Source organism: Variovorax sucrosi (assembly GCF_051216635.1).
Classification (GTDB): domain Bacteria; phylum Pseudomonadota; class Gammaproteobacteria; order Burkholderiales; family Burkholderiaceae_C; genus Variovorax.
In genome coordinates this window covers 17,682-39,992 of record NZ_JBPJZU010000001.1, presented here as the reverse complement: position 1 = coordinate 39,992, position 22,311 = coordinate 17,682, and the positions used below count along the sequence as shown (strand labels likewise).

Below are 22,311 nucleotides of genomic sequence, written 5' to 3'. Positions count from 1 at the left end.
CAGCTCAGGTGCCGCAGCCGACGATCTTGAACTCGACGCGACGGTCCAGCGCGTCGACGGCGTCGTCGGAACCACTGCCGACGATGTTCTCGCGGAAGCCCTTGCCACTGGCGCGGGTGCGGCCGGCCAGCACCGCCGACTCGGTCACCAGCTTCTGGCGGATCACATTGGCGCGCTGCATCGACAGGGCGTCGTTCACCGGTTCGCTGCCGGTGCGGCTGGTGTGGCCGACGACATCGAGGCAAACCGCCGCCTCGGTGCTGCGGCTGGCGATCTGGTGCAGCCACATGCCGTAGGGACCGCTCACCTTCGGATCGGACCAGAACGCGGTCGCGCCCGGGTTGAACAGGAACTTCACGCCGAGCTGCTTGTTGCGGATGCCGTAGTCCACGATCTTGGCGAAAGCCTGCTCGGCTTCGACCGTGCGATCGAGCTTGACCGAACTCAGGTAGATACCGCTCAAGACCCGCAGCTGGTCGCCCGACGGCGTGGCGGACGCGGCGTTGTACTGTGCCAATGCCTCCTGGTAGCGCGAGGCGTTGTAGAGCGACGCGGCCTCGGTGATGACGGGCGCGATGGCCAGCCGCTCCAGGTAGTAGGCGTCGGCGCGCTGGCCGGCCGGTGTGGCGGTGGTGCGCACATAGCCTTCGACGACCCGATCCTGCGCCATCACAGGGCTGTCCTGGTCGTAGACGAGCGGGGTGTAGTCGATGCCCTGGTCGCGCGCCAGACCGGAAGACTGCGCTGCCACCATGCCGCTGCGCAGGTCGGTGAGCGCCAGCTGGATCTTCAGCGGCCCTGACGCGGCGCCGACAGGTCGGCGGGTGAGCGTGCCCGTCAGCAGGTGGGTGGCCTTGGCCAGGTTGTCCTTCTGGAACGGCAGGATCTCGACCGCCCCGTGCTTCGAGCCCATGCGCTCGGCGACGCGTCGCTGCAAGGTCTGCGTGGCGACGTTCTGCTGGCCCGTACCGGCCTGGATCATGGGATCAAGCACGACGCTGCGCTTTGCAAGGAAGCCGCCCATGCCACCGGTCTGGGCCATCAGGACGTCGGTCGCCTGGATCACTGCTTCGTCGAACGGCAGCGCTACGTCGCTGGGCACCGGCGGCGAAGCGCAGCCGGCCGCGGCCAAGGTGAGCAGCAGGGCTGCAGAGGACAGCGCCGTCTGGAACCGGCGCTTTGTCAGGTGGATCGTTGTCATCATCATCATCGGCACTCCCTTTTAAGAAAAGCTAGCTCCGCAGGCCGGAGCGGTTCGATCGAGGCCCGCTGAAGAACATCGGTGCATCGGCGGCGTGTCTCGGCCGTGCCCGTCGGGGCTGGCGGAGGCAGCTCGCGCGCTGCGGGGGCGGGGGGCGGCGCGGGCACGGGCGCGGTTGCGATCGGCCTCGCCGGTGCCCGGGGCGCCTTCGGTTCGGCGGGAGTCACCCGGGCTTCGGCCGGTGGCGCTGGCGGCGCTGGCAGCGCGGCGGGCTTGGTCGTTGCAGGTGGTGACAGCGGCACCACCGAAGCCGGCGCGGCCGGCTGCGGCACCGCGGCGCCCGGTCTGGCGTCCGCCTTCGGCGCCTCGGGTGTGGCGCGCGACGCAGGCAGCGGGACGGCCGCAGGGGCCGGCGTGGGCGGTGCCTCGCGTGGCGACGGCACCACCGCCGGCGTGGCCGGGGGACCGGAACGGCTGCGCATCGCATTGAATGCCCAGCCGCACAGCACGAGCACGGCGAGGAGCAGGGCGAGCAGGACGACATACCGGCGCCTTCGCTTGCGCGCCTCCCAGGGCCGTGCCACGGTGCCCAAGGACGGCGGCGCTGCCCATTCGGGTATGGGCGGCGGTGGCAGCACGGGCGCTGCAGCGTTCTCGATTGCGGCCGGCAGATCGGCCACGGGGTCGGCTCGGAGGGCGAGCGCTGGTTCCGCGCTTGGTGGCGGATCCAGCGAGGGCTCCTTGCGGAGCGGCGTCGCTTCGGGCAGCGACGCCACCTCAGGCGCCACGTCACGCGCTGGTGTCACCTCCACGTCGTCGTACGGCGCGAACTCGGTCTCGTCCCAGACTTCGGCTTCGGGCAAAGGAACGGCTGCAACCGGGGTGGCGGCCACAGCCACCGCGCTGCTGCTGTCGGCAACGAGTTCTTCGGGCGTCTCCGCGGCGTCGACGTCGAGTGGCACGGTGAAGGCAGCCGGTGCGGCTGCGGCCAGCGGCATCTCCGCACCGGCCGGACCGTTGAGCTGCGCCCAGAACGCGGCGGCGCTTTCGGGGCGATCGGCCGGCCTCAGCGCCAGCGCCGCACCGACCGCCGCGAGGAAGTGGCTGCTGTACCGGCCTCGCGCGATCTCGGACAGCGGCGGCAGGCGGTCGTCGATCCACCGCTCGACAGCGGGCAGGGGCGGCTGGCCGGCGATGGCGGCATAGACGACCCCGCCGAGCGCATAGACGTCGGTCCACGGCCCCTGCTTGAGGGTCGGCGCCTCGCCGTACTGCTCGATCGGCGCATAGCCCGGCTTGATCACGACGGTGGGCGCAGCGGCCGCCTGACCCACCACCCGGCGGGCGGCGCCGAAGTCCAGCAGCAACGGGCCGGCCGGGGTCAGCAGGATGTTGTCGGGTGCGATGTCGCGGTGATAACAGCGCGCGGCGTGCAGCGTGCTCAACGCATGCAGCAGCGGCCGCAGCCAGCCGAGCAGTTCCTGTTCGGTCGGCGCACGCCCGAGGTTCTGGAGCGCATGGGTCAGGGTCGGCCCTTCGTAGAAAGGCATGACCATGTATGCCGTGCCGTTGCCTTCCCAGAAGCGCAACACCTTGACCAGCGACGGATGGTCGAAACGCGCCAGCAGACGCGCCTCGTTGACGAAGCTGCGCAGACCGGTGCTGAAGGCATCGGCGTGCCGCTGCGACTTCACCATCACGGCGCGCGTGCTGGCGCGCGAGGCCATCACAGCGGGCAAATACTCCTTGATGGCCACATGGCGCTCGAGGGCAGCGTCGTAGGCAAGGTAGACGATGCCGAAGCCGCCCTCCCCGATCAGGCCGACGATCTCGTAGTCGAGGAGGCGGGTGCCTTCGGGCAGGACATGAAGGCTGCCTCGTGCCGGCTCGTCGTCAGGGCTCGGTGGCGAAGCGATCTGGAAATCGATCATGTCGCCCAGCACGGTGGGCGGATCGATCCACTGCGGCGCGGTGCCCGGCGGGCTGGGTGCGGGTGGCATGTGCTTCATGGCTCGCCCCGTCCGGCTGCAGACAGCGCCAGCACGCGCCCGGTGATGGCGGCTTGGCCGTGTTTCGATGGCGGGCACGCGTGCCCGCCGAGCGCCCGACACCTGTCGATGCGAACTTGCGTCGCTGTCATGAGACCCCCTGTTTTGCGGGCGACTCTAACAGTCACTGAATACCAAAGCACTCAAACTAGTTCACGCTTCCGGCGATTCCATGGCGCACGATGCCGAAGGACCGCATCCGATGAGACATTGCGTGAAGTCCGGCCGCCTCGACCGACAGCGGCCACGCCGAGCAAGGCTCAGGCGAGCCAGCGCACTGCCAGGGGAAAGCTCACGAAGGCGGCCACCGTGGTCCAGAGGATGATGCGGGCGATGCGCCCGTTGTCGGCCCCGAAGCGCTCGGCCAGCATCGACACGTTGCTGGCACTCGGCAGCGCGGCGACCAGCACGATGACGACCAGCGCCGCGGGATCGAGCGGCAGCCCGAGCGCGATGGCGCCGCGGCCCAGTGCGTAGATCAGCAGCGGGTGCACCAGCAGCTTCAGCCCCACCACCGGCAGCACGGTGCGAAGCGGGGCGCGCCGCAGCGGCCCCTGCGCCAGCAACAGAGGCCGCGCCAGCACCGCGCCGATCGTGAAGAGTGCGGCCGGCGAGGCGGCATCGGACAGCATGGCGATGGTGGCATCGACCGGGCCGGGCAGCCGGAACTGCGTGGCCGAGGCCAGCGCGCCCAGCAGCATCGACCAGGGCAACGGGTTGATGAAGATGCCGCGAAACGCCTGGCCCAGTGCATGGCGCGCGCCAGCCTCGCCCGCCGCATCGAGCCGCGACAGCGCGATGCAGAGCGACGAGGTGAGCACCATGTCCAGGATGATGCTGATCATGGCGGGGCCGGCCGCCTGGCTGCCCAGCAGCGTGGCCAGCAGCGGCACGCCCATGAAGCCGGTGTTGGGAAAGACCGCCACCAAGGCGCCGAAGGCCGCGTCGTTCCAGCTTAGGCCACCGCGGCGCGAGCCTGCGATGGTCACGGCCACCATCAAGAGGGCGCCGAGGCCCCACACCAGCGCCACGCTGCCGTCGAGTAGCTGCGCGATCGGCGTGCGGGCGCCAAAGCGATAGAGCATGCAGGGCAGCGCGAAGTAGAGGACGAAGACGTTGAGGCCGGGGATCGCGTCGACCGGCAGGAGGCGCCAGCGCGCGGCGGCATAGCCGGCCGCCACGAGCGCGAAGAAGGGAAAGGTGACGGCGAAGATCTGCAGCACGGCGGCGATTGTCGCCAAGGCGGGCCGGCCGGCCGGCTACAGCTGCAAGGCCAACAGCGACGCGGCGCGCTCCAGCGCCTTCTCGTGCCACGGCCGGGCGAGCCAGTCGTCGTAGCTCAGCCGCTTCGAATGTTTCAGGTCCTCCTCGAAGGCGCGGGTCTCCTGCGCGGCGAAGGCCGGGTCATAGATGTTGAGGTTGGCCTCGTCGTTGAGGCGGAAGGAGCGATTGTCGAAGTTGGTCGACCCAACCGACACCAGCAGCCCGTCGACGGTGAAGACCTTGCAATGGAACATGGTCGGCTGGTATTCGCTGATCTCGGCGCCGGCTTCGAGCAGCGGCCCCCAGCTGGCGCGCGAGGCATGCCGCACCGTCTTCGCATCGATCACCGGCCCGGGCGTGATGATGCGGACCCGCACCCCGCGCTTCATGGCCGCCACCAAGGCGTCGACCGTGAGCCGATCCGGCACGAAGTAGGCGCTCGACAGGTCGATGCTCTTGCTGGCCGCCGCGATGGACAGCAAGTACATCAGGTGCATGCTTTCGCTGCCGCCCGACGGCGAGCTGCTGAAGACCTGCGCGCGGCCACCGGCCTCGCCGACCTGTGTACTGCCGTCGGCCACCGCGCGTGCGACCCCGGCGGTTGGATGCAGCGAAGGGAAGTAGCGCTCGCCGTGCAGCACCTCGCCCGAGGCCTTGATCCAGTTGTCCATGAAGACCGACTGCATCTGCGCGACCACCGGGCCTTCGACGCGGTAGTGCGAATCGCGCCAGTGCGACGGGTCCTGCGCGTTGCCGGTCCACTCGGGCGCGATGCCCACGCCACCGGTGAAGCCGATGCGGCCGTCGGCCACCAGCAGCTTGCGGTGGGTACGGTTGTTCATGCGCGAGATGTCGTACCAGCTCGGCTTGTGGAACTTGCGGATCTGCACGCCGGCGGCTTCCATCTCCTTCAGGAAGTCCTCGTCGATCTTGGCGCTGCCCACCCAATCGAGCAGCACGTGCACCTTGACGCCGGCGCGCGCGCGCTCGCTCAGCGCATCGGCGAACGCGCGGCCGATGTCGCCCGACCAGTAGATGTAGGTCTCGAAGGTGATGCTCTGCTGCGCGCCACGGATGGCGGCCAGCATGGGCGGAAAGATCCGGTCGCCGTTGTGCAGGGCCTCGAAACGGTTGCCATCGGTGATCGGCGGGCCGAGCAGCACGCCGAGCGACCGCTGGAACTGCGCATCGCTCAATGCGTATTCACGCGCCACCTGCTCGTCGACCTTCTTCTCACTGCCGCTGAAGTTCAGCATCAGCAGCGTGGCCGCGACGCTGAGCGCGGCGGTCAGAAGGATGGTGGCGAAACGGCTCTGTGGGCGCTTGTTCTTGGTCTGGCGCATGGGGGAGGGAAGGATCGTCGTGGGCAACGACGCTAGCACGCGCTGCGCACCGGCCGTTGTAGGCCGGGCCGGTATCATTGCGCGCTTGCTGTCCCACCTGCGCACCGTCGCGCGTCGCGCCTCGGTCGCCCGATCCCAATGTCTTCCGGTCTGAACATCGCCCAGCAGGACGCCGTGAATTACCTGCACGGCCCGTGCCTTGTGCTCGCAGGCGCGGGCTCGGGCAAGACGCGCGTGATCACGCACAAGATCGCGCGGCTGATCCAGGCCGGCATGGCGCCCAAGCGCATTGCGGCCATCACCTTCACCAACAAGGCCGCCGCCGAGATGCGCGAGCGCGCCAAGGGGCTGATCGGCCGCGACGCCAAGCACGTGGTGGTGTGCACCTTCCACGCGCTGGGCGTGCGCATGATGCGCGAAGACGGCGCGGTGCTCGGGCTGAAGCCGGCCTTCAGCATCCTCGACAGCGACGACGTGACGAAGATCCTGAAGGACGCGGGCGGCACCACCGACGCGGCCACCGCCCGCATCTGGCAGTGGACCATCAGCAAGTGGAAGAACATGGGCTTGAATGCCGCCCAGGCCGAAGCTGCCGCCGTCGACGACAACGAGCGCATCACGGCGCAGATCATGGGGCGCTACGAGGAGCGACTCACGGCCTACCAGAGCGTGGACTTCGACGACCTCATCGGCATGCCGCTCAAGCTGCTGCGCGAGCACGACGACGTGCGCGCCAAGTGGCAGGCCGCCCTCGGCCATGTGCTGGTCGACGAATACCAGGACACCAACGCCACGCAGTACGAGGTGCTCAAGGCGCTGGTCGGCACGCGCGGCCACTTCACGGCCGTGGGCGACGACGACCAGTCGATCTACGGCTGGCGCGGCGCCACGCTCGACAACCTGAAGAAGCTGCCGATCGACTACCCGACGCTGCAGGTCATCAAGCTGGAGCAGAACTACCGCTCGACAAGCGCCATCCTGCGCGCGGCCAACAACGTGATCGGCCCCAACCCGAAGCTGTACCCGAAGACGCTGTTCAGCGAACTCGGCGAAGGCGAGCCGGTGCGCATCGTCGATGCCGACAACGAAGCGCACGAGGCCGAGCGCGCGGTGGCGCGCATCCAGAGCTTGCGCCAGGACTCGCAGCACAAGGAGTTCCGCGACTTCGCGATCCTCTACCGCGCCAACCACATGGCGCGCGTGTTCGAGCAGGCGCTGCGCAAGGCGCAGATCCCGTACAAGGTGTCCGGCGGCCAGAGCTTCTTCGACCGCGCCGAGATCAAGGACCTGTGCGGCTGGTTTCGCCTGTGGACCAACAACGACGACGACCCGGCCTTCCTGCGCGCGGTGACCACGCCCAAGCGCGGCATCGGCCACACCACGCTCGCTGCGCTGGGCACCTTCGCGAGCCAGTACAAGCTGAGCCTGTTCGAGGCGCTCTTCAGTTCATCGCTGCCCAGCGTGATGCCCAAGCGCACGATCGAAGGCCTGCACGAGTTCGGCCGCTACATCAACGACCTGCAGTACCGCGCCAAGCAGACGGTCGGCGCGGAGAACGCACGCGCCTTCCTGGCCGAGTGGCTCAAGGAAATCGACTACGAGAAGCACCTGTACGACGGCGAGGACAGCGAGCAGGCCGCGGCCAGCCGCTGGACCAACGTGCTGGAGTTCTGCGACTGGATGGCCGCGCGTTGCGGCGGCGAGATCGACGACGCATCGGGCGCCAACGTCGAGAGCGAGCGCAAGAACCTGCTCGAAGTCGCGCAGACCATCTCGCTGCTGTCGACCATCAGCGAGCGCGAGCAGGACCAGAACGTGGTCACGCTTTCCACGCTGCATGCGTCGAAGGGCCTCGAGTGGCCGCACGTGATGCTCATCGGCGTGAACGAAGGCCTGCTGCCCTTCAAGCTCGACGACGACGACGGCCGCCAGCAGAAGATCAGCGACGACACGCTCACGCGCCTGCAGGAAGAGCGTCGCCTCATGTACGTGGGCATCACGCGCGCGCAGCGCAGCCTGGCCGTGAGCTGGACCAAGCGCCGCAAGAAGGGCCGCGAGATGATCGCCGCCCAGCCCAGCCGCTTCATCGCCGAGATGGCGCTGGACAAGAAGACCACCAAGGAAGACCCGCGCGAAAAGCTCAAGGCGTTGCGCGCCGAGTTCGCACGCAAGGTGCAGGACGGTGCTGCCGCCGCAGCCGCAGCCGCAGCCGCCGGAGCGGGCGACGCATGAAGGCGCGGCCGTGGGGGCGGGCGCTGCTGCTTTGTGGCCTGTTGCCGTTGTCGGTGCCGGCAGCGGAACCGGCCACGGCCTGCGCGGCCGCCGCCACCGAGTTGCCGGTCGAAGCGCTCTACGGTCGATGGGAAGCGCGTTTTGGCGATCTCCCGGCCACGGCCGAGGTGCAACTGGCAAAGCATCCGGAGTACGCCGGCGGCGTGCGTGGCACCATCGCCGGTGAAGGCCGAAGCGCCCAGCTCTCGGGCGACATCGACGATGCCGGTCTTCTGCTCCTCGATGAATCCCGGGACGGCCTCCGCATCAGTGCGGTGTGGGCCGGCGAACTGCAGCCGGCGTCGTGCGGCCGCGAATTCCGCGGCACCTGGCGCCATTCGAGCGACGACCGCACCCTCCCCTTCGTTCTTCGAAAGATCGGACCATGACCTTGCACCGCACCGCCCTCGCGGCCCTGCTCGCCACATTCGCAATGCTCGGCAGTGCCGCCCACGCGCAGCCCGCCGACAAGCCCGCCAGCCCGCTGGCCACGGCCGACCTGACCTGGCAGCAGTGCCAACAGTTCGCCGGCAACAACGAGGCCCGCCTGGCCTGCTTCGACCGCTGGGCCCAGCAGCAGACGCTCCCCTCGGCCGTCATGCCGAGTGCGCCACCGGTGCTGGCCAGCACCCCGCCGCCGGTTGACGCCGCGATGCCGGCCACCCGCGTGGTGGCCGTCACGACCGAACAAGGCTGCCGCGACCGGCAGTACTCGGCGCTGTCGCGCTTCTGGGAGCTGGAGAACGGCAGCGATTGCGGCACTTTCGGCTTCCGCGGCTACCGGCCGCTGTACGTGGCCGCCTCCGCCGCGACCCATGACCCCGCCACGCCGACGTCGCCGGCGGCGGGCCACACCGGCGAACCGACGGATTACCAGGCCAACGAGATGCGCATCGGCATGTCGGTGCGCACGAAGCTGGCCCAAGGTCTGCTGACCGGCAACGATCCGCAGCGCAAGGATTCGCTCTGGTTCGCGTATTCGCAGCAGTCCACCTGGCAACTCTTCAACGGCGCGCTGTCCCGCCCCTTCCGCACCACCGACCACGAGCCGGAAATGATGTATGTCTACCCGACCGACATCAAGCTGCCCGGCGGCTGGCGCTGGCGCTATGTGGGTCTGGGTGTCGTTCACCAGTCCAATGGGCAGTCGCTGCCGCTGTCGCGCAGCTGGAATCGCACCTACCTGATGGCCGGCGCCGAACTGGACGACCGTTTCCAGATCACCGGCCGTGTCTGGCAGCGCTGGAAGGAGTCCACCGAGGACGACGACAACCCCGACATTGCCAACTACATCGGCCGGGCCGAACTCACCGGCCGCTGGAACTTCAACCGGGACAACAGCTTCGGCGTGACGGTGCGCAACAACCTGCGCGACAGCGGCAAGGGCTCGATCCGGTTCGAATGGCTCAAGGCCATCGGCGACCCGGTCACGAGCAACCTGCGTTTCCACACGCAGCTCTTCCACGGCTACGGCGACACGCTGATCGACTACAACCGCAAGCGCACGGTACTGAGCATCGGCCTAAGCTTGGTGGACTTCTGAGGTTCTGAGCGCGCGACGGCGCGGAAGCGACCATGCGCTCGAACCGGCGGTGGCACTCGCCCGGAGCATCTTCGTGCTCTCGCCAGAACGACAACAGCATCTGCGCCGAGGCGGCGAAGTTCTTCGACATGCGCTTGACCGCGCGCCGTGCAAATGATGCGCGCCGCCCCGCGTGACGCGCCATCTGAACGACAACACGACCTACCGTTCCCATTGCGCCGCTGACAAGCACCGATTCGCCGCGTACCGATCCGCCGGTCATTAGGCAATGCGCCGCGGTCAGTGCCGGAATGCCCAGATAGGCGCCTGCCTCGAAGCCGATACCGAGAGGCAGTGCGACGGCGTGCTGCGCGGGAAGCGCAATGTATTCCGCAGCGGAGCCGAAAGGCCGCTGCACTTGTCCGTTCCAAATCCGAACACGTTCGCCGATGCCGACACTCCAACGCCGACGGCGTCTATGACTCCGGAACCGTCGCTGTGCGGGACCATGCGCGGGAACGCCATGATTGCATCTGCGGTCCGGCCGCTCCGGGTCTTCACGTCTGACGGATTCACGCCGGAGAACGATAGCCGGACCCGCACCTCACCCGGCCCAGGCGATGGCCTTGCCATAGCGCCGAACACTATGACCTCGGACGCCGGTCCGAAGCGTTCGTACCAAGCGGCACGCATTGTCTGATTGATCGTTTGTGTCATGGCTCGATCAGAACGCCACTTGATCCGCGCCCTTCAGCGCAAGGAGTTCTCGCGCCTCATCCGGCGTCGCGATCTCCAGTCCCAGCCCTGCGGCAATGCTGCACACCCGCCGCACCTGCTCGGCGCGTATTTTCCTTCCTGATGTTCGGTATGTAATGTCGCTGCCGGAAAGACGCAATCGGGATGGCCATCGACAGGACCGAATCGCCAGCCACGATCAGGTGATCCAGCACCCGCACGTCGACCAGCGCCGCCGCAGACTTCAGTGTCTGCGTCAGATGTTCGTCGGCCCGCGAAGGCTCTGCCGATCCACTAGGATGGTTGTGCACCAGCAGCAGAGCGCTGGAATTCCGGCTCAGCGCGTCCTTGACCACCTCCCGCGGATACACCGACGTCTGGCTCACCGTGCCCCGGAACATCTCCACGTAGTCGAGCACCCGGTGCTGTGCGTCCAGGTGCACTACCGCGAAGATCTCATGCGGCAGGTTCCCCAGGCGTGCCCCCAGGAAGTCCTTGACCACCGCCGGCGACGTCAGCACGTCGGTCCCACGCACCCGGCCGGCCAGCACCCGCTGCGCGGCCTGCAGCACCTCGTCGGCATCGGCAGGACGGTACTCGCCCGCGACATCACGAACGAGCAGCGAAGAGGCAGCAGAGGAAACGGCAACGAAGGAATCGAGGGAAGAGAACAGATCGTGCGACATGGCGAACTCCAGTGATCGGGCGGGATTGCCCGAGACCGGAACCGGCACGCCGCAGCGCAGCTGTCACAGGTTCGAAGACGGCCGGCAGGACGCCAGCGTGCGCAGCACGCGCAGACCTTGACCGCGAGAACGGTGTGCAAGGATGAAGGGAACAGCAAGCCCACGCTCACCATGCACCACACCCTCATGGGCAAGCGCAGCGCGCAGGCGTCAGGGATCAAAGCCGGATGGACGCGACTCGGCAGAGGCGCGGGGCAACGCCCGCGAGCCCGACGGCGCCGAGGCGCCGGGACGCCGGGACGCCGGGACGCCGGGACGCGACAATGCGTCAAGACCATGTCTCCACAGCGGCGATTCTCCGCGGATCGGCGGAACCATCGTCGGGTTCAGGCCAACAACCGAAAGCGATGCAATGAATGACCCTCGCAAGCTCTTCGTGGACGAGCGATTGACGGGAATGTGCATTTTCTGCGGAGGTAGGCCAACCACGCGTGACCATTGCCCTTCGAAGGTCTTGCTTGATGAACCGTTTCCGCCGAATCTGCCGGTAGTCAACGCTTGCGAGAGCTGTAATCAATCGTTCTCCAAGGATGAGCAATACCTGGCTTGCTTCCTTGAATGTGTCATCTGTGGTTCCACCGATCCTTCATCGCTGCGCCGCGCGAATATTGCAAGGATCCTTCGAAGCACGCCGCAGCTCGCCAGTCAGATCCAAGCATCAATGGTCGTCGATCTGACCGGGGGAAAGACATGGCATGCAGACATGAACCGCATAAGGAATGTCGTGGTCAAGCTCGCGCGTGGTCACCTCGACTACGAGTTAACTATTCAGGAGCTTGGCGAACCTGATGTGGCCGTGTTCACGCCTTTGGCAAGGATGGGCCAAGATCAGCGCGACGTCTTCGAGTGCCCGGAACCCGGCCCAGCAGCTCTCTGGCCGGAACTTGGGTCGAGAGCATTCATGCGCATGCTGCCTCACGGGAACACGATCGCCGACGGCTGGCTGGATGTCCAGGACGGTCGCTATCGATACCTCGTCGGACAGACGCAGGGAAACTTTGTGCACATCGTCCTGAGCGAGTATTTGGCCTGCCGGGTCGCCTGGGAGTGATGGGCACAATGTGCAGGACAGCATCTGCCCGGCCATCCCCTACGAATTTGCATGGACACCCTCACGCCGGAAGGCAGGTCCCGCCTTATGAGCAGGATCCGCAGCACTGACACCAAGCCCGAACTTGCGGTCAGGTCGCTACTTCATCGCCTCGGATACCGCTTCCGGCTACACCGCAAGGATCTTCCAGGCCGCCCGGATGTGGTTCTGCCCAAGCATCGAAAGATCATCTTGGTTCATGGCTGCTTCTGGCATGGGCATGGATGCAAGCTGGCGCCGGGGTCTAAATCAAACCTAGGCTACTGGTCCCCAAAAATCGAAGGGAACCGTGTCCGGGATGCACGCAACAGGCAGGCGCTGTCGGATCTAGGCTGGGCGGTTCTTGAGCTATGGGAATGCGAGGTCCGCGACACGCAGGCCACGGAACGACGGATTCGCTCATTCATGGCAGCCCGGGTAGCGCCCGCATGACCCGCCCGCTCGGGGCCCCCCGATACGGCGCGTTCACCACTGTGGTGTAAAATGGTGAACGCTATCCACCCGCGGGAAAAAGCTATGCGCGCTCAGCCAAAACGTCCCGACAGAGGCACGCACGAGCGTACCGTGCGCGCATCAATCAGTTTCTCTGAGCAGCAGTACCAGGTCCTAGAAAAGATCGCAGCCGAGCACAAGGTCTCCCTGGCTTGGGTTGTCCGAGATGCGATCGATGGGTACTTGAAGTCGAAGTGGCCACTTCTCCCGCAAGGCGCCGACGCCGAAGATGCCTAGCAGAGAAGCAAGAAAACGTGAGCAACACATTTGAAAAAAATGGCGATGAAATCCGAGTCCTCTCCCTTTTTTCAGGATGCGGCGGGATGGATTTCGGCGTCGAATCGGCTGGTGGCCACGTTATCTTTTCTAACGATGTGCTTACCGACGCGTGCAAGACCCTAGAAAAGTACTTTCCCGGCGCTGACATCCGCAATGAGGATATCGCCGGCATTGCGACGTTTCCAGATGCTGATGTCGTCGTGGGCGGTTACCCATGCCAGTCCTTTTCAATGGCAGGCAACCGGGATCCTGAGAAGGATGCGCGGACGAATCTGTACAAGCAGTTTTTGCGTGTCATCAGCATTGTTCGACCAAAGTACTTCGTTGCGGAGAACGTGTCTGGCCTCAAGCAATTGAACAGCGGCACGTTCTTAAAGGAGCAGGTCGATGCATATGGGGAAGAGGGCTACAACGTTAGTTGCCATGTACTTAATGCCAAAGACTATGGCGTACCGCAATCCCGCAAGCGACTGTTCATCGTCGGCGTTCGGAAAGATTTAAACCAAGTATTCGATTTTCCTTCGCCAACGCACGGTAAAGCCACTAAGTTGTCTGGGCCGCTTAAGCCGTATGCTTCGCACGGCGAAGCGATCAAGAACCTGCCGCTTTGGCCGGAAGGCGAGTTCTACGAGAGGCCGCATGATCCCGAGGGCCACTTCTCCTGGTACTTCATGTCGCGGAACCGAAAGGCCAAGTGGGCCGATCCTGCGTTCACCGTCGTGGCCAACTGGCGGCACATCACGCTGCATCCGGCTAGCCCGGTTATGACGCTGACGTGGTCGAACCTAGCTGACGGATGGAAGCAACGGTGGGATTTCTCCGACCAATACGAGCATCTTGAAGCGGACCCGGGTCGGCAGAAGCTGGAAAAGGCGCGCAGGCTTTCCTGGCGCGAGTGCGCTCGCATCCAAACCTTCGGAAGCAAGTTCGTGCCCGTGGGCGACACTGCATCCAAGTTCACGCAGATAGGCAATGCGGTCCCGCCAAAGCTGGCTAAGGCGATCTTTGCTCACCTGTTTTCTGGCGCCGGGTTGCTGAGCGCTGGCACACGGTCTTCCTAGCCAAAGAAGGACTAGCACATGTCCCTACCCTGCGGGTCTGCTCAAGGAAGCCGGTGATGGGCACCAGCACCTGCTCTTCCTTGGTCAGTGCGGTACTTTCTGCGGCAGAGGCTTCTAGGAACGAGGCGCAACTGCGGCACGAGCTTGAGAACGCACTCGAGCAAGCCTGCCTTGCTATGTCCATTCCCTGGACACCATTCCAGCTAGAGCGAGCACTTAAGACGGCAGGGAAGCCGACCAAATTTGCGGACGTGGCCCACGGCGCTGTGATCATTGAGTATGAGCCGCCCAAGTCGTTCAGCGGCCGCGCCGGGAGTAAGGCGAACCATGCGCGGCAGCAAGCTGAAGAGTACGCAGAATTGATCTCTGCGGAAGAAGGCCGGTCGTTGCTGGAATATGTGCTTGTCGCCTGGGACGGAGCGCACATCACTTTCGGCAGGTTCGACGGGGCTGCCGCCATCTGGGAAGAGGTTGTGGCGTTCAACACGCTCTCGGCGGACCGATTGCTTTCGGCCCTGAAGAACGACGGCCGGCCGCTCGTGCATCCGCAACTTTTACAGGCTCTGGTAGGGCCGGACTCAGCGTACGGAGCCGCACTGATTCCGGAACTTTATGCCAGCATTTGCAAAGCCGATGCTTCACCGTCCACCTCGAAAACGAAGATGCTGTTCGCCGAGTGGCGCAGGCTGTTCAGCCAAGTGGTGGGATTCCAGCCCGCGCAGATGAAAAAGCTGCTCACCCGGCAAGAGATTTCTCATGACCAGCCGTACCAAGAAAATCCTGCAGCCTACCTTTTTGCGCTGAATACATATATCGCCATCATTGCCAAGGTTGTGGCGGCTTGTGCGCTGCCGCGCGCCAGCCAGAACGTATTGGAGTCGGGCGTTCCTGTCGCAGAGCGGCTGCGCGCTATCGAAACCGGCGAGCTTTTTGAGCATGCGGGTATCCTGAACATGCTTAGCGGAGATTTTTTCTCCTGGTATTTGGATGATGGGGACTGGCTACGCTACCAGCCTCATCTCGACGCACTCCTCGGAAAGCTCGCCGGCGTAGATTTCACGGTGTCGAAGAAGCACGCGGATACGACGCGCGACCTGTTCAAGGGCATCTACGAACGGTTCATTCCTAGAGAAGTCCGGCATGCGCTTGGCGAGTTTTACACACCGGACTGGCTGGCAGAACACGGAATGGACTTGCTGGAATGGGAGCCATCCGACGCGCTGACCGATCCGACATGCGGGTCAGGGACCTTCCTACTTGAAGCAATTCGGCGCCGCCGCAAAGCCAGCAACGGCGCGACCGCCCAGTCCCTGCTCGCAGGGCTGCACGGGATCGATCTGAATCCTCTCGCCGTTCTCGCGGCCAAGGGGTCGCTTGCTGTCTTCTTGTCGCCGCACCTGGATCCGGCAAAACCCATCCGGCTACCGGTCTATTTGGCGGACGCCATCAATCCAGCTGCCGTCGACTTCTTTTCCAACTACAGCCACATCCTGCACACGGAGGTCGGGCCTAGGGAGTTCTCCGTTCCAGAACGGATGATCGCGCACCCGGAATTTTTCCGGATCTTTTCGAAGATCCGGACGTTGATCGATGCCGACTATCCGGCAGCGAAAATCTGCGGCTCCATCCATCCCGATCTTCAGGGCATGGGCCTCGACCAGTCTGATATCTCGATCGTCGGTGTGACAGTCGCCAACTTGGTGGAACTGCACGATCAAGGCTGGAACGGCATTTGGTGTTCAATCTTGGCCGACCGCTTCGCCGCGGGGGCAATTCCTCCCGCTTCGCATGTCTGCGGAAACCCGCCTTGGGTCAAATGGAGCAATCTTCCCAAAGACTACGCGCACTCGATCCAGGAGCATTGCCGAGGCCTTGGCGTTTTCAGCACCGACAAGTGGGTTGGCGGTATCGAATCGGACATCTCGACCGTGATCACCTATCAGGCGGTAAAGCACTATCTCGCGCGGGACGGCCGCCTTGGCTTCTTTCTTCCCGGGTCCGTATTTACCACTGAGTCCAGCGCAGGTTTCCGGAAGTTCTCGATTGATAACGGACGATTGGCATGCAAGGTGCTGCTGGTGGAAGACTACCAAGACATCCGGCCTTTTGATGGCGTCAGCAACCACCCGACCTTTCTGATGATCCAGAGGGATGCCATGAGCACTTTCCCCGTTCCATATCGCTCTTGGGCGGTAGGTGAGGGCGCGGCGAATCAACGGACGTATGCTTCGGCGGAACAATTCCGGCTCATCACCCAGTGTGTCGAGGGGATAGCAGTGCCTGTGCCCGGCGGCGATGGCACGCGGCCATGGCCGGTCGGATCAGTGCAGGAACAGGCCGTTTTCGCGAAGGTTTTTGCTGCGGGAGCGAAGCCAGAATACAAGGCGCGCAAAGGGATAACCACCGACCGCAATGGCATCTTCTGGGTCCACGCAACAGGCCAGTGCGGGTCAGGCATGGTAACCGTGCAGAACGCGGCGGACATTGGAAAGACCAAAGGCATTCCACAAGTCACGGGGAACGTCGAGTCCGAGCATCTGTTCCCGCTACTCCGCGGACGAGGCGTTGCTCCGTTCAATGCGGTCCCTGAACCGGAACTTCGCATTCTTGTGCCCCAGCGGGGCATGCACGGCGATCCTGACTTGCCAGCAGCCTTTCCCAACACTTTCAAGTTCCTCAACCGATTCAAGGGCCATCTCGAACAGCGCTCCAGCCTGAAGAGATTCCAGAAGGGACAGGCGTTCTATTCGCTGTGGAGCACGGGGCCCTACACATTCGCGCCGTTCAAGGTGTTGTGGAGGGAAATGGGCAACACCTTCGCTGCAGCGTATATCGGGAGCGCTGCGATCGACTATGCGGGAGAAAAGGCCGTGATTCCAGATCATAAGCTCTACTTTATCCCGGTCGACTCAGAGCTCGAAGCAGCTTATTTGACGGGGTTTTTGAACGCGCCTACGATTTCTAAAGCCGTCTCTGCGTATGCGGCACAACTCAGCCTAGGGGCCAGTGTGGCGGAGTACCTCAATATTCCCAAGTTCGACGAAACGGATGCACGGATGGCTGCCATTGGGACCATCGCGCGTGACCTGACAGCTCAGGCAGGAAGCGCTGGGCCTTCTGACCTTGCGCGGTTGGACTTCCCGAGTCCGCGACCTTTTAGGAATTTGAGCCTCGTCGTTATGCAACGATTGCTTGCCTAAGCGACCGCTGCGGTACGTGCCTCGTCAACATAGGCGAAATCCGGCATTTCGCTGAGAACTGCGAGTTGCTCGGCAAGGCCTAGAATCCGAAGGCGGTCCACAATGATCACTTCAGCTAGATCGCTTTTCTTTGCCCAATCCCCGTCAGCACGCCGGAAATCGAGTGGCATGAAGTAATAGTTTGCCCAGGGATGCATGACGGGCAGCCTCTGGCTGTGCTTAGCTGGATGCGCTTCCAGTTGCTTGTGTTCCCAATCATCCCGCGAACAACCGCACTGGGCCATCGCTATGGGCATTCCTGATCGAAGGTCGCTCATAGGATGCCAAGCGACGATGTCCATTCCCCCGTCACCGGTGTCGGCTGGACTGAAGTCAGCTTCTACGAAATTGGCGGTACAGCGCAAGTCAGCCGCCAGTGCCGTCAGTTTTTGGAACAGTGTGCCATCGTAAGGCGCGGGTCTGCCTGGCCCAGCCCAAGTTGCCCGCACCTCGGATCCGGGGGGCAGCAGCTTGGAAAAGACAGCAAACGAAATCTCCTCAAAAATACGCGCGATGCCGTTCCGGCGACTCTTCTCGAGGGTCCGCATTGATGAGGCCAGAAGCAGCGCGAGATAGAGCCGTTGTTGCGACGAGTCGTCAAATGCGACTGCAATGGTGTCCTGGTCGTCAGATACTTCGAATGGATATGCAGCTCCGAATGCAGAGCTGCGGATCTGCACGTAATTCAAAATATCTCGCCAGCGCGCTGCCGGCTCAAATCCTCGGCCCATGTCCTTGGCTCTCTGGGCAACTCCGGACAGATCTCCGGACGTGAAGCATCTATCCGGATGGACAAGGGCCCGAATCTCAGCGAAATCGGCCCAAAACATCCCTTCCGACCCTTGGGGCGGCTGGTCCAGCGACATGAACATTACGGCTCCAGTTTCGATTCGATTGCCGATCGGACCAGGCGCGATTGCTCCGCGAGTTTCTTCGCCATTTCCAGATGGGTACTAGTTACGGCGTTCGAGCTGGGCACCATCCGCCATACCGTATTGACGCGGTCGATTGCTGCTTGCATAGCATTTTCCAGCGCCTGCTGCGGGCCGTCGCTGTACAAATAGGCCTCAGAGAGCTGATTCGTCTCTAGGAGTACCTTGACGGCCTCAGGATTCTGGACAACTGCAGCCAGTTCTGAAAGGTTGCGAGATTCTCCCAAGACAGTTCGGCCCAGTTGATCTTTCGAGAAAAACCAGCCAAATGCCCGTTTTAGATTCTCCGCCTGTAATCCTGGCATTTTCACATCACTTTTGCCCTCAAGGCCCAGCCATTCACAGATGCTCGAATAATTCAACGCCGTGGTTAAGTAGGAAAATTCAACATCTTTTGCACTAAGAGGTAAACCAAAAAAGTTTTGGGTGCTCTCGGCGTGTATGTATAAATTTAGGGCCGTGAGCAACTGCGCAACATAGTCGCTCCTGCTACCAATCTCATTTGCAAGCGATTTAAGCTGGCTAGCCTGGGAATCTTGTGAATAGAAGGTCTCTTTCAATTCCGCGAGGTAGCGTGCCTTGGAAAGGGCGTCCCACTCCTGGATACCGGTTATGTGCCTATAACCCAAGTAACGTAGAACGTCCTTTCTGGCTTCGTACACAAGGCATGGCAGCTCAGTTGGAAAAGCTTTGATGGCCGCATCAGCCCGGATTTGGCCGACCGATGTTTTACGGCGAGGCGGCGGAGGTATTTCGCCGTTCAGCAGCTTAACTGCTGCGAGGCGCCGATTTCCCTCAACGACGGTGTAGGGGGCATTCCCATCCTTTGAAACAACAAGCAGTGGCTCACCGGCGAAATAACCTTTCTGCCCTATTGAGAGCATCAAATTCTGAGCCCCCTCCTTATCCAACATCTCTTCGACAACGCTTTCCACGTTGCTGGCATCATTTAAGCGGTAGAACCGTGGATTCTCAGGATCGAATTGAAGATCGGCAGTTGGGATTTGGCGCACAGTTTGAAGTTGCGGCGGCGGCACCTTCGGCGATCTTGATTTTTTTGCGGTTGCCATATCTTTCCTTAAGCTTTCCTGAATTGGCCTGCCTGCATGAGATGGGTCTGCTTTTGCGGAGCCGCGAAGAGCTGTCATCTGAGCCATTGGTGTGGATTATTGCCTGCCGCGCAGATCTGAGGCGACCGACGGCACTGCGGACAGCGCAAGGGGCAGCTGCATCAGCGCCACTTGCCCGAAGAGGGGTGGGCAAGGATAGCGCGCCGCCCGGCTCCATGGCTTCCCGAATGCACAGCTCATAGCCCCGCGGCATGACCCAAGCGGTTCGGGTGGCTTGCCAGCGGTTCGAGGAAAAGCGCTCTTGAGTACGCTGGAAACGCCGGCTCATGCCTTGCTGGGTTTGCCTGAGCCGTTCTGGGAAGCATCCTCTGCTGCTCTGCCCGCCTGAGGAACCTCTATGCACTTCCATCAATCCTTGCCCAAGACAAATCCGTCAAAGGCGCCGCCCGCCTTCTATCGGCTACGTGACGTGATACGCATCACCGCGCTCAGCCGCTCGACGGTTTACCGGCGCATTGCAGAGGGGCGTTTCCCTGCACCGATCCATCTAGGCGGACGGGCGTCCGCCTGGCCAAGCGAGGCGCTTCAGGCATGGATAAATGATCCCAACGCCTATCGAGCTGCTATGCCGCAACCCTGAACCCATTCTCGTTGCCGACGCTTGCGGCGGTAGCACTACCGGCTGGCCAAGACTGCATCGGCATGGTGCCAGAACGCATGTCGTTCGCGGACGCTACAACTTTGCCAGCAGCCAAATCGTCCAACAGATCAGCCCACAGCTGAATCATCCGGCAGCGCTGGTCGAGATGGGTGGTGCGGTCATAACTGCCCCCAGCTCCTCATCGGACACGTGGGCCAAATGTCGCTCAATGATCTCGCGGTCCCATCCCAGTAGTTCGCGGATCAACGTGCGCGCAGTGGCCCTGAAACCATGTCCCGTGATCTGCTCCTTGGTGTCGTAGCCGAGTGTGCGCAGCGCGCTGTTGACCGTGTTGTCGCTCATGTAACGCGTCTTCTCAGAACGCTTTGCCATGCTTCTGAAGATTGGCCCTGTGGGACCGGTCAGCGGAAAGATGTCCCGCAGGATGGCGACAGCCTGCGTCGGCAACGGCACGAGATGCGCCGGCGTTCGCATGTCGCGCTTCTTCCACTCCCGCAGCTTCATCTTCTCGGGCGGGCAGCGCCACAGCGCCTGCTCGAGGTCGATGTCTTCCCAATGGGCCAGCCGCAGCTGGCCAGGCCGCTGGAACAGGAGCGGTGAGAGCTGGAGCGCCGCGCGGGTAATGACGTTGTCGTTGTAGGCACGCATGTCACGAAGCAATTGCCCGAGCTTCTGCGGATCTGTGATGGCCGCATAGTGGCGCGCACGCGGCGGCGGCAAACCACCAGTGCGGCTGCTCACGAAGTTTTTGCCCGGCTCCAGAGTGCCCACGTCGACGGCGTACTGGAACACATGCTGCACCGCTTCCCGCACTCGCTGGGCCGTCTCCAGATTTCCGCGCTCCTTGATGCGGTGCAAGCAGCGCACGACCTCCGTCGGTGCAATGGTGTCCATGGCCAGGGCACCGACCCAAGGGAAGATGTGCAGCTCCAGGTGGCGCATCACCTTCTCGGCGTAGCTGGCCGACCACTCGCGATCCTTCTGCGCCTGAGCGTGCCAAGCACGGGCGGTCAACTCGAACGTGTTGAGGCGAGCCACACGGCCGCGTTCCTCTTCCACGCGGCGTGCCTCCCTTGGGTCGACGCCGTCGGCGCGCTTCTCGGCCTCGGCACGGGCCTTCTTGCGAGCGGCCGCAAGCGTCACCACGCGGGGTAGTGCCCGAGGCTCAGCTTGGCTTCCTTGCCGAGCTGCTTGTAGCGATAGACCCACACTTTGCCGGTCGGTCGCACGCGAAGGTAGAGACCCTCCCCGTCCGCCAGCAAATATTCCTTGTCACGCGGCCCTGCCGCCTTGATCTGAAGCTGGTTGAGTTGCCCCATGGTGTACCCAAAATCGACTGCGGTTGAAAAGCAGTCTGAGGTACACCGTGGGGTACCCGCAAGAACGGGACGTTATGGGATTTAGAGACACCGCTTGAGCCGCCTTTTTGAGGCTAAGTCCTTGATTTACAAGGGCTTTTGAGCTGACTTGGGATCTACTGAGAAAGAAAGATGGTGGCCTGGGGCGGAATCGAACCACCGACACGCGGATTTTCAATCCGCTGCTCTACCAACTGAGCTACCGGGCCATGGTGTGCAGCCTGCGATTATACAGCGCTTCGGCGACCTCTCGACAGATCGACGCCCAACTGCTTCAGTTTTCTGTAGAGGTGGGTGCGCTCCAGGCCGGTCTTCTCGGCCACCCGGGTCATGGAACCGTTTTCCATGGCAAGGTGGAACTCGAAGTACGCCTTCTCGAAACCATCGCGCGCATCGCGCAGCGGCCGGTCGAGGTCGAAGCTCTGGCGCGACTGCGGGCCGGTCTCGACCACGGCCGACACGAGGGCTGCCGGGGAGGCCAGCGATGCGTCGCCGACGGTGGTGACCACCGGCGCCAAGCCGTTGGTGGCAGGCACGACGCTGGCCGCGGCCCGGCGTGCACTCTCGCGCGCCAGGCCCTGCTCCACTGCCTTGAGCAGCTTCTGCATGGTGATGGGCTTTTCGAGAAAGGCGAAGGCGCCGATGCGGGTCGCGTCGACCGCCGTGTCGATGGTTGCATGGCCGCTCATCATGACGACGGGCATGCTCAGCAAGCCGGCGGTGGCCCATTCCTTCAACAGCGTGACGCCGTCGGTGTCGGGCATCCAGATGTCGAGCAGCACGAGGTCGGGCCGCGCGCGCTGCCGGGCGGCGCGCGCTTCGGCCGCGTTCTCGGCGAGTTCCACGTGGTGGCCTTCGTCATTGAGAATCTCGAAGAGCAGGTCCCGAATGCCCAGCTCGTCGTCGACCACGAGGATGTTTGCCATGAGTCTTTAATGCTGCTGCGTTGTGCGGGGTGAGACGTGTCCGTCGGACGGACCATCCTCGCGCGGCGCAGGGC

General features: G+C 63.6%; 20 protein-coding genes and 1 tRNA gene. 8 read left to right on the top strand and 13 right to left on the bottom strand.

The genetic code is table 11. The annotated features are described in order from the left end of the window. Positions 1-4: 4 nt before the first annotated feature. The 4 genes from ACSFBE_RS00175 to ACSFBE_RS00160 all read right to left on the bottom strand — a co-directional run bounded on the left by ACSFBE_RS00175 (position 5) and on the right by ACSFBE_RS00160 (position 5,855). The gene (locus ACSFBE_RS00175; protein WP_435488347.1) at positions 5-1,210 is read right to left on the bottom strand and encodes an OmpA family protein; all 1,206 of its coding nucleotides are present in this window, start codon (positions 1,208-1,210) and stop codon (positions 5-7) included. Next, positions 1,207-3,210 (bottom strand): serine/threonine protein kinase, encoded by a 2,004-nt coding sequence (locus tag ACSFBE_RS00170; RefSeq protein WP_435488346.1) that lies wholly within the window; start codon positions 3,208-3,210, stop codon positions 1,207-1,209. Before ACSFBE_RS00170 ends, ACSFBE_RS00175 begins: the two co-directional genes overlap by 4 nt. 299 nt (positions 3,211-3,509) lie before the next feature. Further along, positions 3,510-4,472 carry an AEC family transporter gene (locus tag ACSFBE_RS00165; protein ID WP_435488878.1) on the bottom strand — a complete coding sequence of 321 codons (963 nt, stop codon included), beginning with the start codon at positions 4,470-4,472 and terminating at the stop codon, positions 3,510-3,512. Between the two features lie 36 nt (positions 4,473-4,508). Beyond that, on the bottom strand, positions 4,509-5,855 hold the full coding sequence (locus ACSFBE_RS00160) for a phospholipase D-like domain-containing protein (RefSeq protein WP_435488345.1): 1,347 nt from the start codon (positions 5,853-5,855) through the stop codon (positions 4,509-4,511). Between the two features lie 138 nt (positions 5,856-5,993). Here ACSFBE_RS00160 and ACSFBE_RS00155 point away from each other — a divergent pair, with 138 nt between their 5' ends. From ACSFBE_RS00155 to ACSFBE_RS00145, 3 genes are read left to right on the top strand one after another with little or no spacing between them, the layout of a single operon-like run. Further along, complete coding sequence (locus tag ACSFBE_RS00155) at positions 5,994-8,087, top strand: ATP-dependent helicase (protein WP_435488344.1); 2,094 nt, start codon at positions 5,994-5,996, stop codon at positions 8,085-8,087. Next, positions 8,084-8,515, top strand: a complete 432-nt coding sequence (locus tag ACSFBE_RS00150; protein ID WP_435488343.1) for a hypothetical protein — start codon at positions 8,084-8,086, stop codon at positions 8,513-8,515. The genes ACSFBE_RS00155 and ACSFBE_RS00150 overlap by 4 nt, the downstream gene beginning before the upstream one ends. Next, positions 8,512-9,669 (top strand): phospholipase A, encoded by a 1,158-nt coding sequence (locus tag ACSFBE_RS00145; RefSeq protein ID WP_435488342.1) that lies wholly within the window; start codon positions 8,512-8,514, stop codon positions 9,667-9,669. The genes ACSFBE_RS00150 and ACSFBE_RS00145 overlap by 4 nt, the downstream gene beginning before the upstream one ends. A 279-nt stretch (positions 9,670-9,948) precedes the next feature. Here ACSFBE_RS00145 and ACSFBE_RS00140 read toward each other — a convergent pair whose 3' ends face one another. The 3 genes from ACSFBE_RS00140 to radC all read right to left on the bottom strand — a co-directional run bounded on the left by ACSFBE_RS00140 (position 9,949) and on the right by radC (position 11,069). Then, positions 9,949-10,281, bottom strand: a complete 333-nt coding sequence (locus ACSFBE_RS00140) for an alcohol dehydrogenase catalytic domain-containing protein (RefSeq protein WP_435488877.1) — start codon at positions 10,279-10,281, stop codon at positions 9,949-9,951. Positions 10,282-10,372: 91 nt separating this feature from the next. Beyond that, positions 10,373-10,462 carry a hypothetical protein gene (locus tag ACSFBE_RS00135; protein ID WP_475539652.1) on the bottom strand — a complete coding sequence of 30 codons (90 nt, stop codon included), beginning with the start codon at positions 10,460-10,462 and terminating at the stop codon, positions 10,373-10,375. After that, entirely contained in the window at positions 10,422-11,069 is a 648-nt protein-coding gene (gene radC, locus ACSFBE_RS00130) for a RadC family protein (protein WP_435488341.1), read from the bottom strand. Before radC ends, ACSFBE_RS00135 begins: the two co-directional genes overlap by 41 nt. A 412-nt stretch (positions 11,070-11,481) precedes the next feature. Here radC and ACSFBE_RS00125 point away from each other — a divergent pair, with 412 nt between their 5' ends. The 4 genes from ACSFBE_RS00125 to ACSFBE_RS00110 all read left to right on the top strand — a co-directional run bounded on the left by ACSFBE_RS00125 (position 11,482) and on the right by ACSFBE_RS00110 (position 17,251). After that, positions 11,482-12,180, top strand: a complete 699-nt coding sequence (locus ACSFBE_RS00125) for a hypothetical protein (RefSeq protein ID WP_435488340.1) — start codon at positions 11,482-11,484, stop codon at positions 12,178-12,180. A gap of 51 nt (positions 12,181-12,231) precedes the next feature. Next, positions 12,232-12,651, top strand: coding sequence for a very short patch repair endonuclease (locus tag ACSFBE_RS00120; RefSeq protein WP_435488339.1), 420 nt, complete (start codon positions 12,232-12,234; stop codon positions 12,649-12,651). Positions 12,652-12,965: 314 nt separating this feature from the next. Then, positions 12,966-14,051, top strand: coding sequence for a DNA cytosine methyltransferase (locus ACSFBE_RS00115; RefSeq protein WP_435488338.1), 1,086 nt, complete (start codon positions 12,966-12,968; stop codon positions 14,049-14,051). A gap of 56 nt (positions 14,052-14,107) precedes the next feature. Then, positions 14,108-17,251: an N-6 DNA methylase gene (locus ACSFBE_RS00110; protein WP_435488337.1), complete on the top strand. Its 3,144-nt coding sequence runs from the start codon at positions 14,108-14,110 to the stop codon at positions 17,249-17,251. Here ACSFBE_RS00110 and ACSFBE_RS00105 read toward each other — a convergent pair. Further along, positions 17,248-18,162 (bottom strand): hypothetical protein, encoded by a 915-nt coding sequence (locus tag ACSFBE_RS00105; RefSeq protein WP_435488336.1) that lies wholly within the window; start codon positions 18,160-18,162, stop codon positions 17,248-17,250. The two genes, ACSFBE_RS00110 and ACSFBE_RS00105, sit on opposite strands and share 4 nt — an antisense overlap. Beyond that, the gene (locus ACSFBE_RS00100; RefSeq protein ID WP_435488335.1) at positions 18,162-19,379 is read right to left on the bottom strand and encodes a ParB N-terminal domain-containing protein; all 1,218 of its coding nucleotides are present in this window, start codon (positions 19,377-19,379) and stop codon (positions 18,162-18,164) included. Before ACSFBE_RS00100 ends, ACSFBE_RS00105 begins: the two co-directional genes overlap by 1 nt. A gap of 310 nt (positions 19,380-19,689) precedes the next feature. On the opposite strand from ACSFBE_RS00100, the gene ACSFBE_RS00095 reads away from it, so the two are divergent. Beyond that, on the top strand, positions 19,690-19,932 hold the full coding sequence (locus ACSFBE_RS00095) for a helix-turn-helix transcriptional regulator (RefSeq protein ID WP_435488334.1): 243 nt from the start codon (positions 19,690-19,692) through the stop codon (positions 19,930-19,932). A 144-nt stretch (positions 19,933-20,076) separates the two neighbouring features. Here the strand turns inward: ACSFBE_RS00095 and ACSFBE_RS00090 are convergent, their stop codons facing one another. The 4 genes from ACSFBE_RS00090 to ACSFBE_RS00075 all read right to left on the bottom strand — a co-directional run bounded on the left by ACSFBE_RS00090 (position 20,077) and on the right by ACSFBE_RS00075 (position 22,237). Beyond that, the gene (locus tag ACSFBE_RS00090; protein WP_435488333.1) at positions 20,077-21,096 is read right to left on the bottom strand and encodes a tyrosine-type recombinase/integrase; all 1,020 of its coding nucleotides are present in this window, start codon (positions 21,094-21,096) and stop codon (positions 20,077-20,079) included. Beyond that, on the bottom strand, positions 21,093-21,272 hold the full coding sequence (locus ACSFBE_RS00085) for an Arm DNA-binding domain-containing protein (RefSeq protein WP_435488332.1): 180 nt from the start codon (positions 21,270-21,272) through the stop codon (positions 21,093-21,095). Before ACSFBE_RS00085 ends, ACSFBE_RS00090 begins: the two co-directional genes overlap by 4 nt. Positions 21,273-21,444: 172 nt before the next feature. Beyond that, positions 21,445-21,520, bottom strand: a tRNA-Phe gene (locus tag ACSFBE_RS00080). 18 nt (positions 21,521-21,538) lie between these two features. Beyond that, entirely contained in the window at positions 21,539-22,237 is a 699-nt protein-coding gene (locus tag ACSFBE_RS00075) for a response regulator (protein ID WP_435488331.1), read from the bottom strand. Between the last annotated feature and the right edge of the window lie 74 nt (positions 22,238-22,311).

Excerpts from the sequence above, each read along its gene's own strand:
- ACSFBE_RS00175 (WP_435488347.1), bottom strand. The coding sequence starts at position 1,210 with ATGATGATGATGACAACGATCCACCTGACAAAGCGCCGGTTCCAGACG.
- ACSFBE_RS00170 (WP_435488346.1), bottom strand. The coding sequence starts at position 3,210 with ATGAAGCACATGCCACCCGCACCCAGCCCGCCGGGCACCGCGCCGCAG.
- ACSFBE_RS00160 (WP_435488345.1), bottom strand. The coding sequence starts at position 5,855 with ATGCGCCAGACCAAGAACAAGCGCCCACAGAGCCGTTTCGCCACCATC.
- ACSFBE_RS00155 (WP_435488344.1), top strand. The coding sequence starts at position 5,994 with ATGTCTTCCGGTCTGAACATCGCCCAGCAGGACGCCGTGAATTACCTG.
- ACSFBE_RS00150 (WP_435488343.1), top strand. The coding sequence starts at position 8,084 with ATGAAGGCGCGGCCGTGGGGGCGGGCGCTGCTGCTTTGTGGCCTGTTG.
- ACSFBE_RS00145 (WP_435488342.1), top strand. The coding sequence starts at position 8,512 with ATGACCTTGCACCGCACCGCCCTCGCGGCCCTGCTCGCCACATTCGCA.
- ACSFBE_RS00140 (WP_435488877.1), bottom strand. The coding sequence starts at position 10,281 with ATGGCAAGGCCATCGCCTGGGCCGGGTGAGGTGCGGGTCCGGCTATCG.
- radC (WP_435488341.1), bottom strand. The coding sequence starts at position 11,069 with ATGTCGCACGATCTGTTCTCTTCCCTCGATTCCTTCGTTGCCGTTTCC.
- ACSFBE_RS00125 (WP_435488340.1), top strand. The coding sequence starts at position 11,482 with ATGAATGACCCTCGCAAGCTCTTCGTGGACGAGCGATTGACGGGAATG.
- ACSFBE_RS00120 (WP_435488339.1), top strand. The coding sequence starts at position 12,232 with ATGGACACCCTCACGCCGGAAGGCAGGTCCCGCCTTATGAGCAGGATC.
- ACSFBE_RS00110 (WP_435488337.1), top strand. The coding sequence starts at position 14,108 with ATGGGCACCAGCACCTGCTCTTCCTTGGTCAGTGCGGTACTTTCTGCG.
- ACSFBE_RS00105 (WP_435488336.1), bottom strand. The coding sequence starts at position 18,162 with ATGTTCATGTCGCTGGACCAGCCGCCCCAAGGGTCGGAAGGGATGTTT.
- ACSFBE_RS00100 (WP_435488335.1), bottom strand. The coding sequence starts at position 19,379 with ATGGCTCAGATGACAGCTCTTCGCGGCTCCGCAAAAGCAGACCCATCT.
- ACSFBE_RS00095 (WP_435488334.1), top strand. The coding sequence starts at position 19,690 with ATGCACTTCCATCAATCCTTGCCCAAGACAAATCCGTCAAAGGCGCCG.
- ACSFBE_RS00085 (WP_435488332.1), bottom strand. The coding sequence starts at position 21,272 with ATGGGGCAACTCAACCAGCTTCAGATCAAGGCGGCAGGGCCGCGTGAC.
- ACSFBE_RS00075 (WP_435488331.1), bottom strand. The coding sequence starts at position 22,237 with ATGGCAAACATCCTCGTGGTCGACGACGAGCTGGGCATTCGGGACCTG.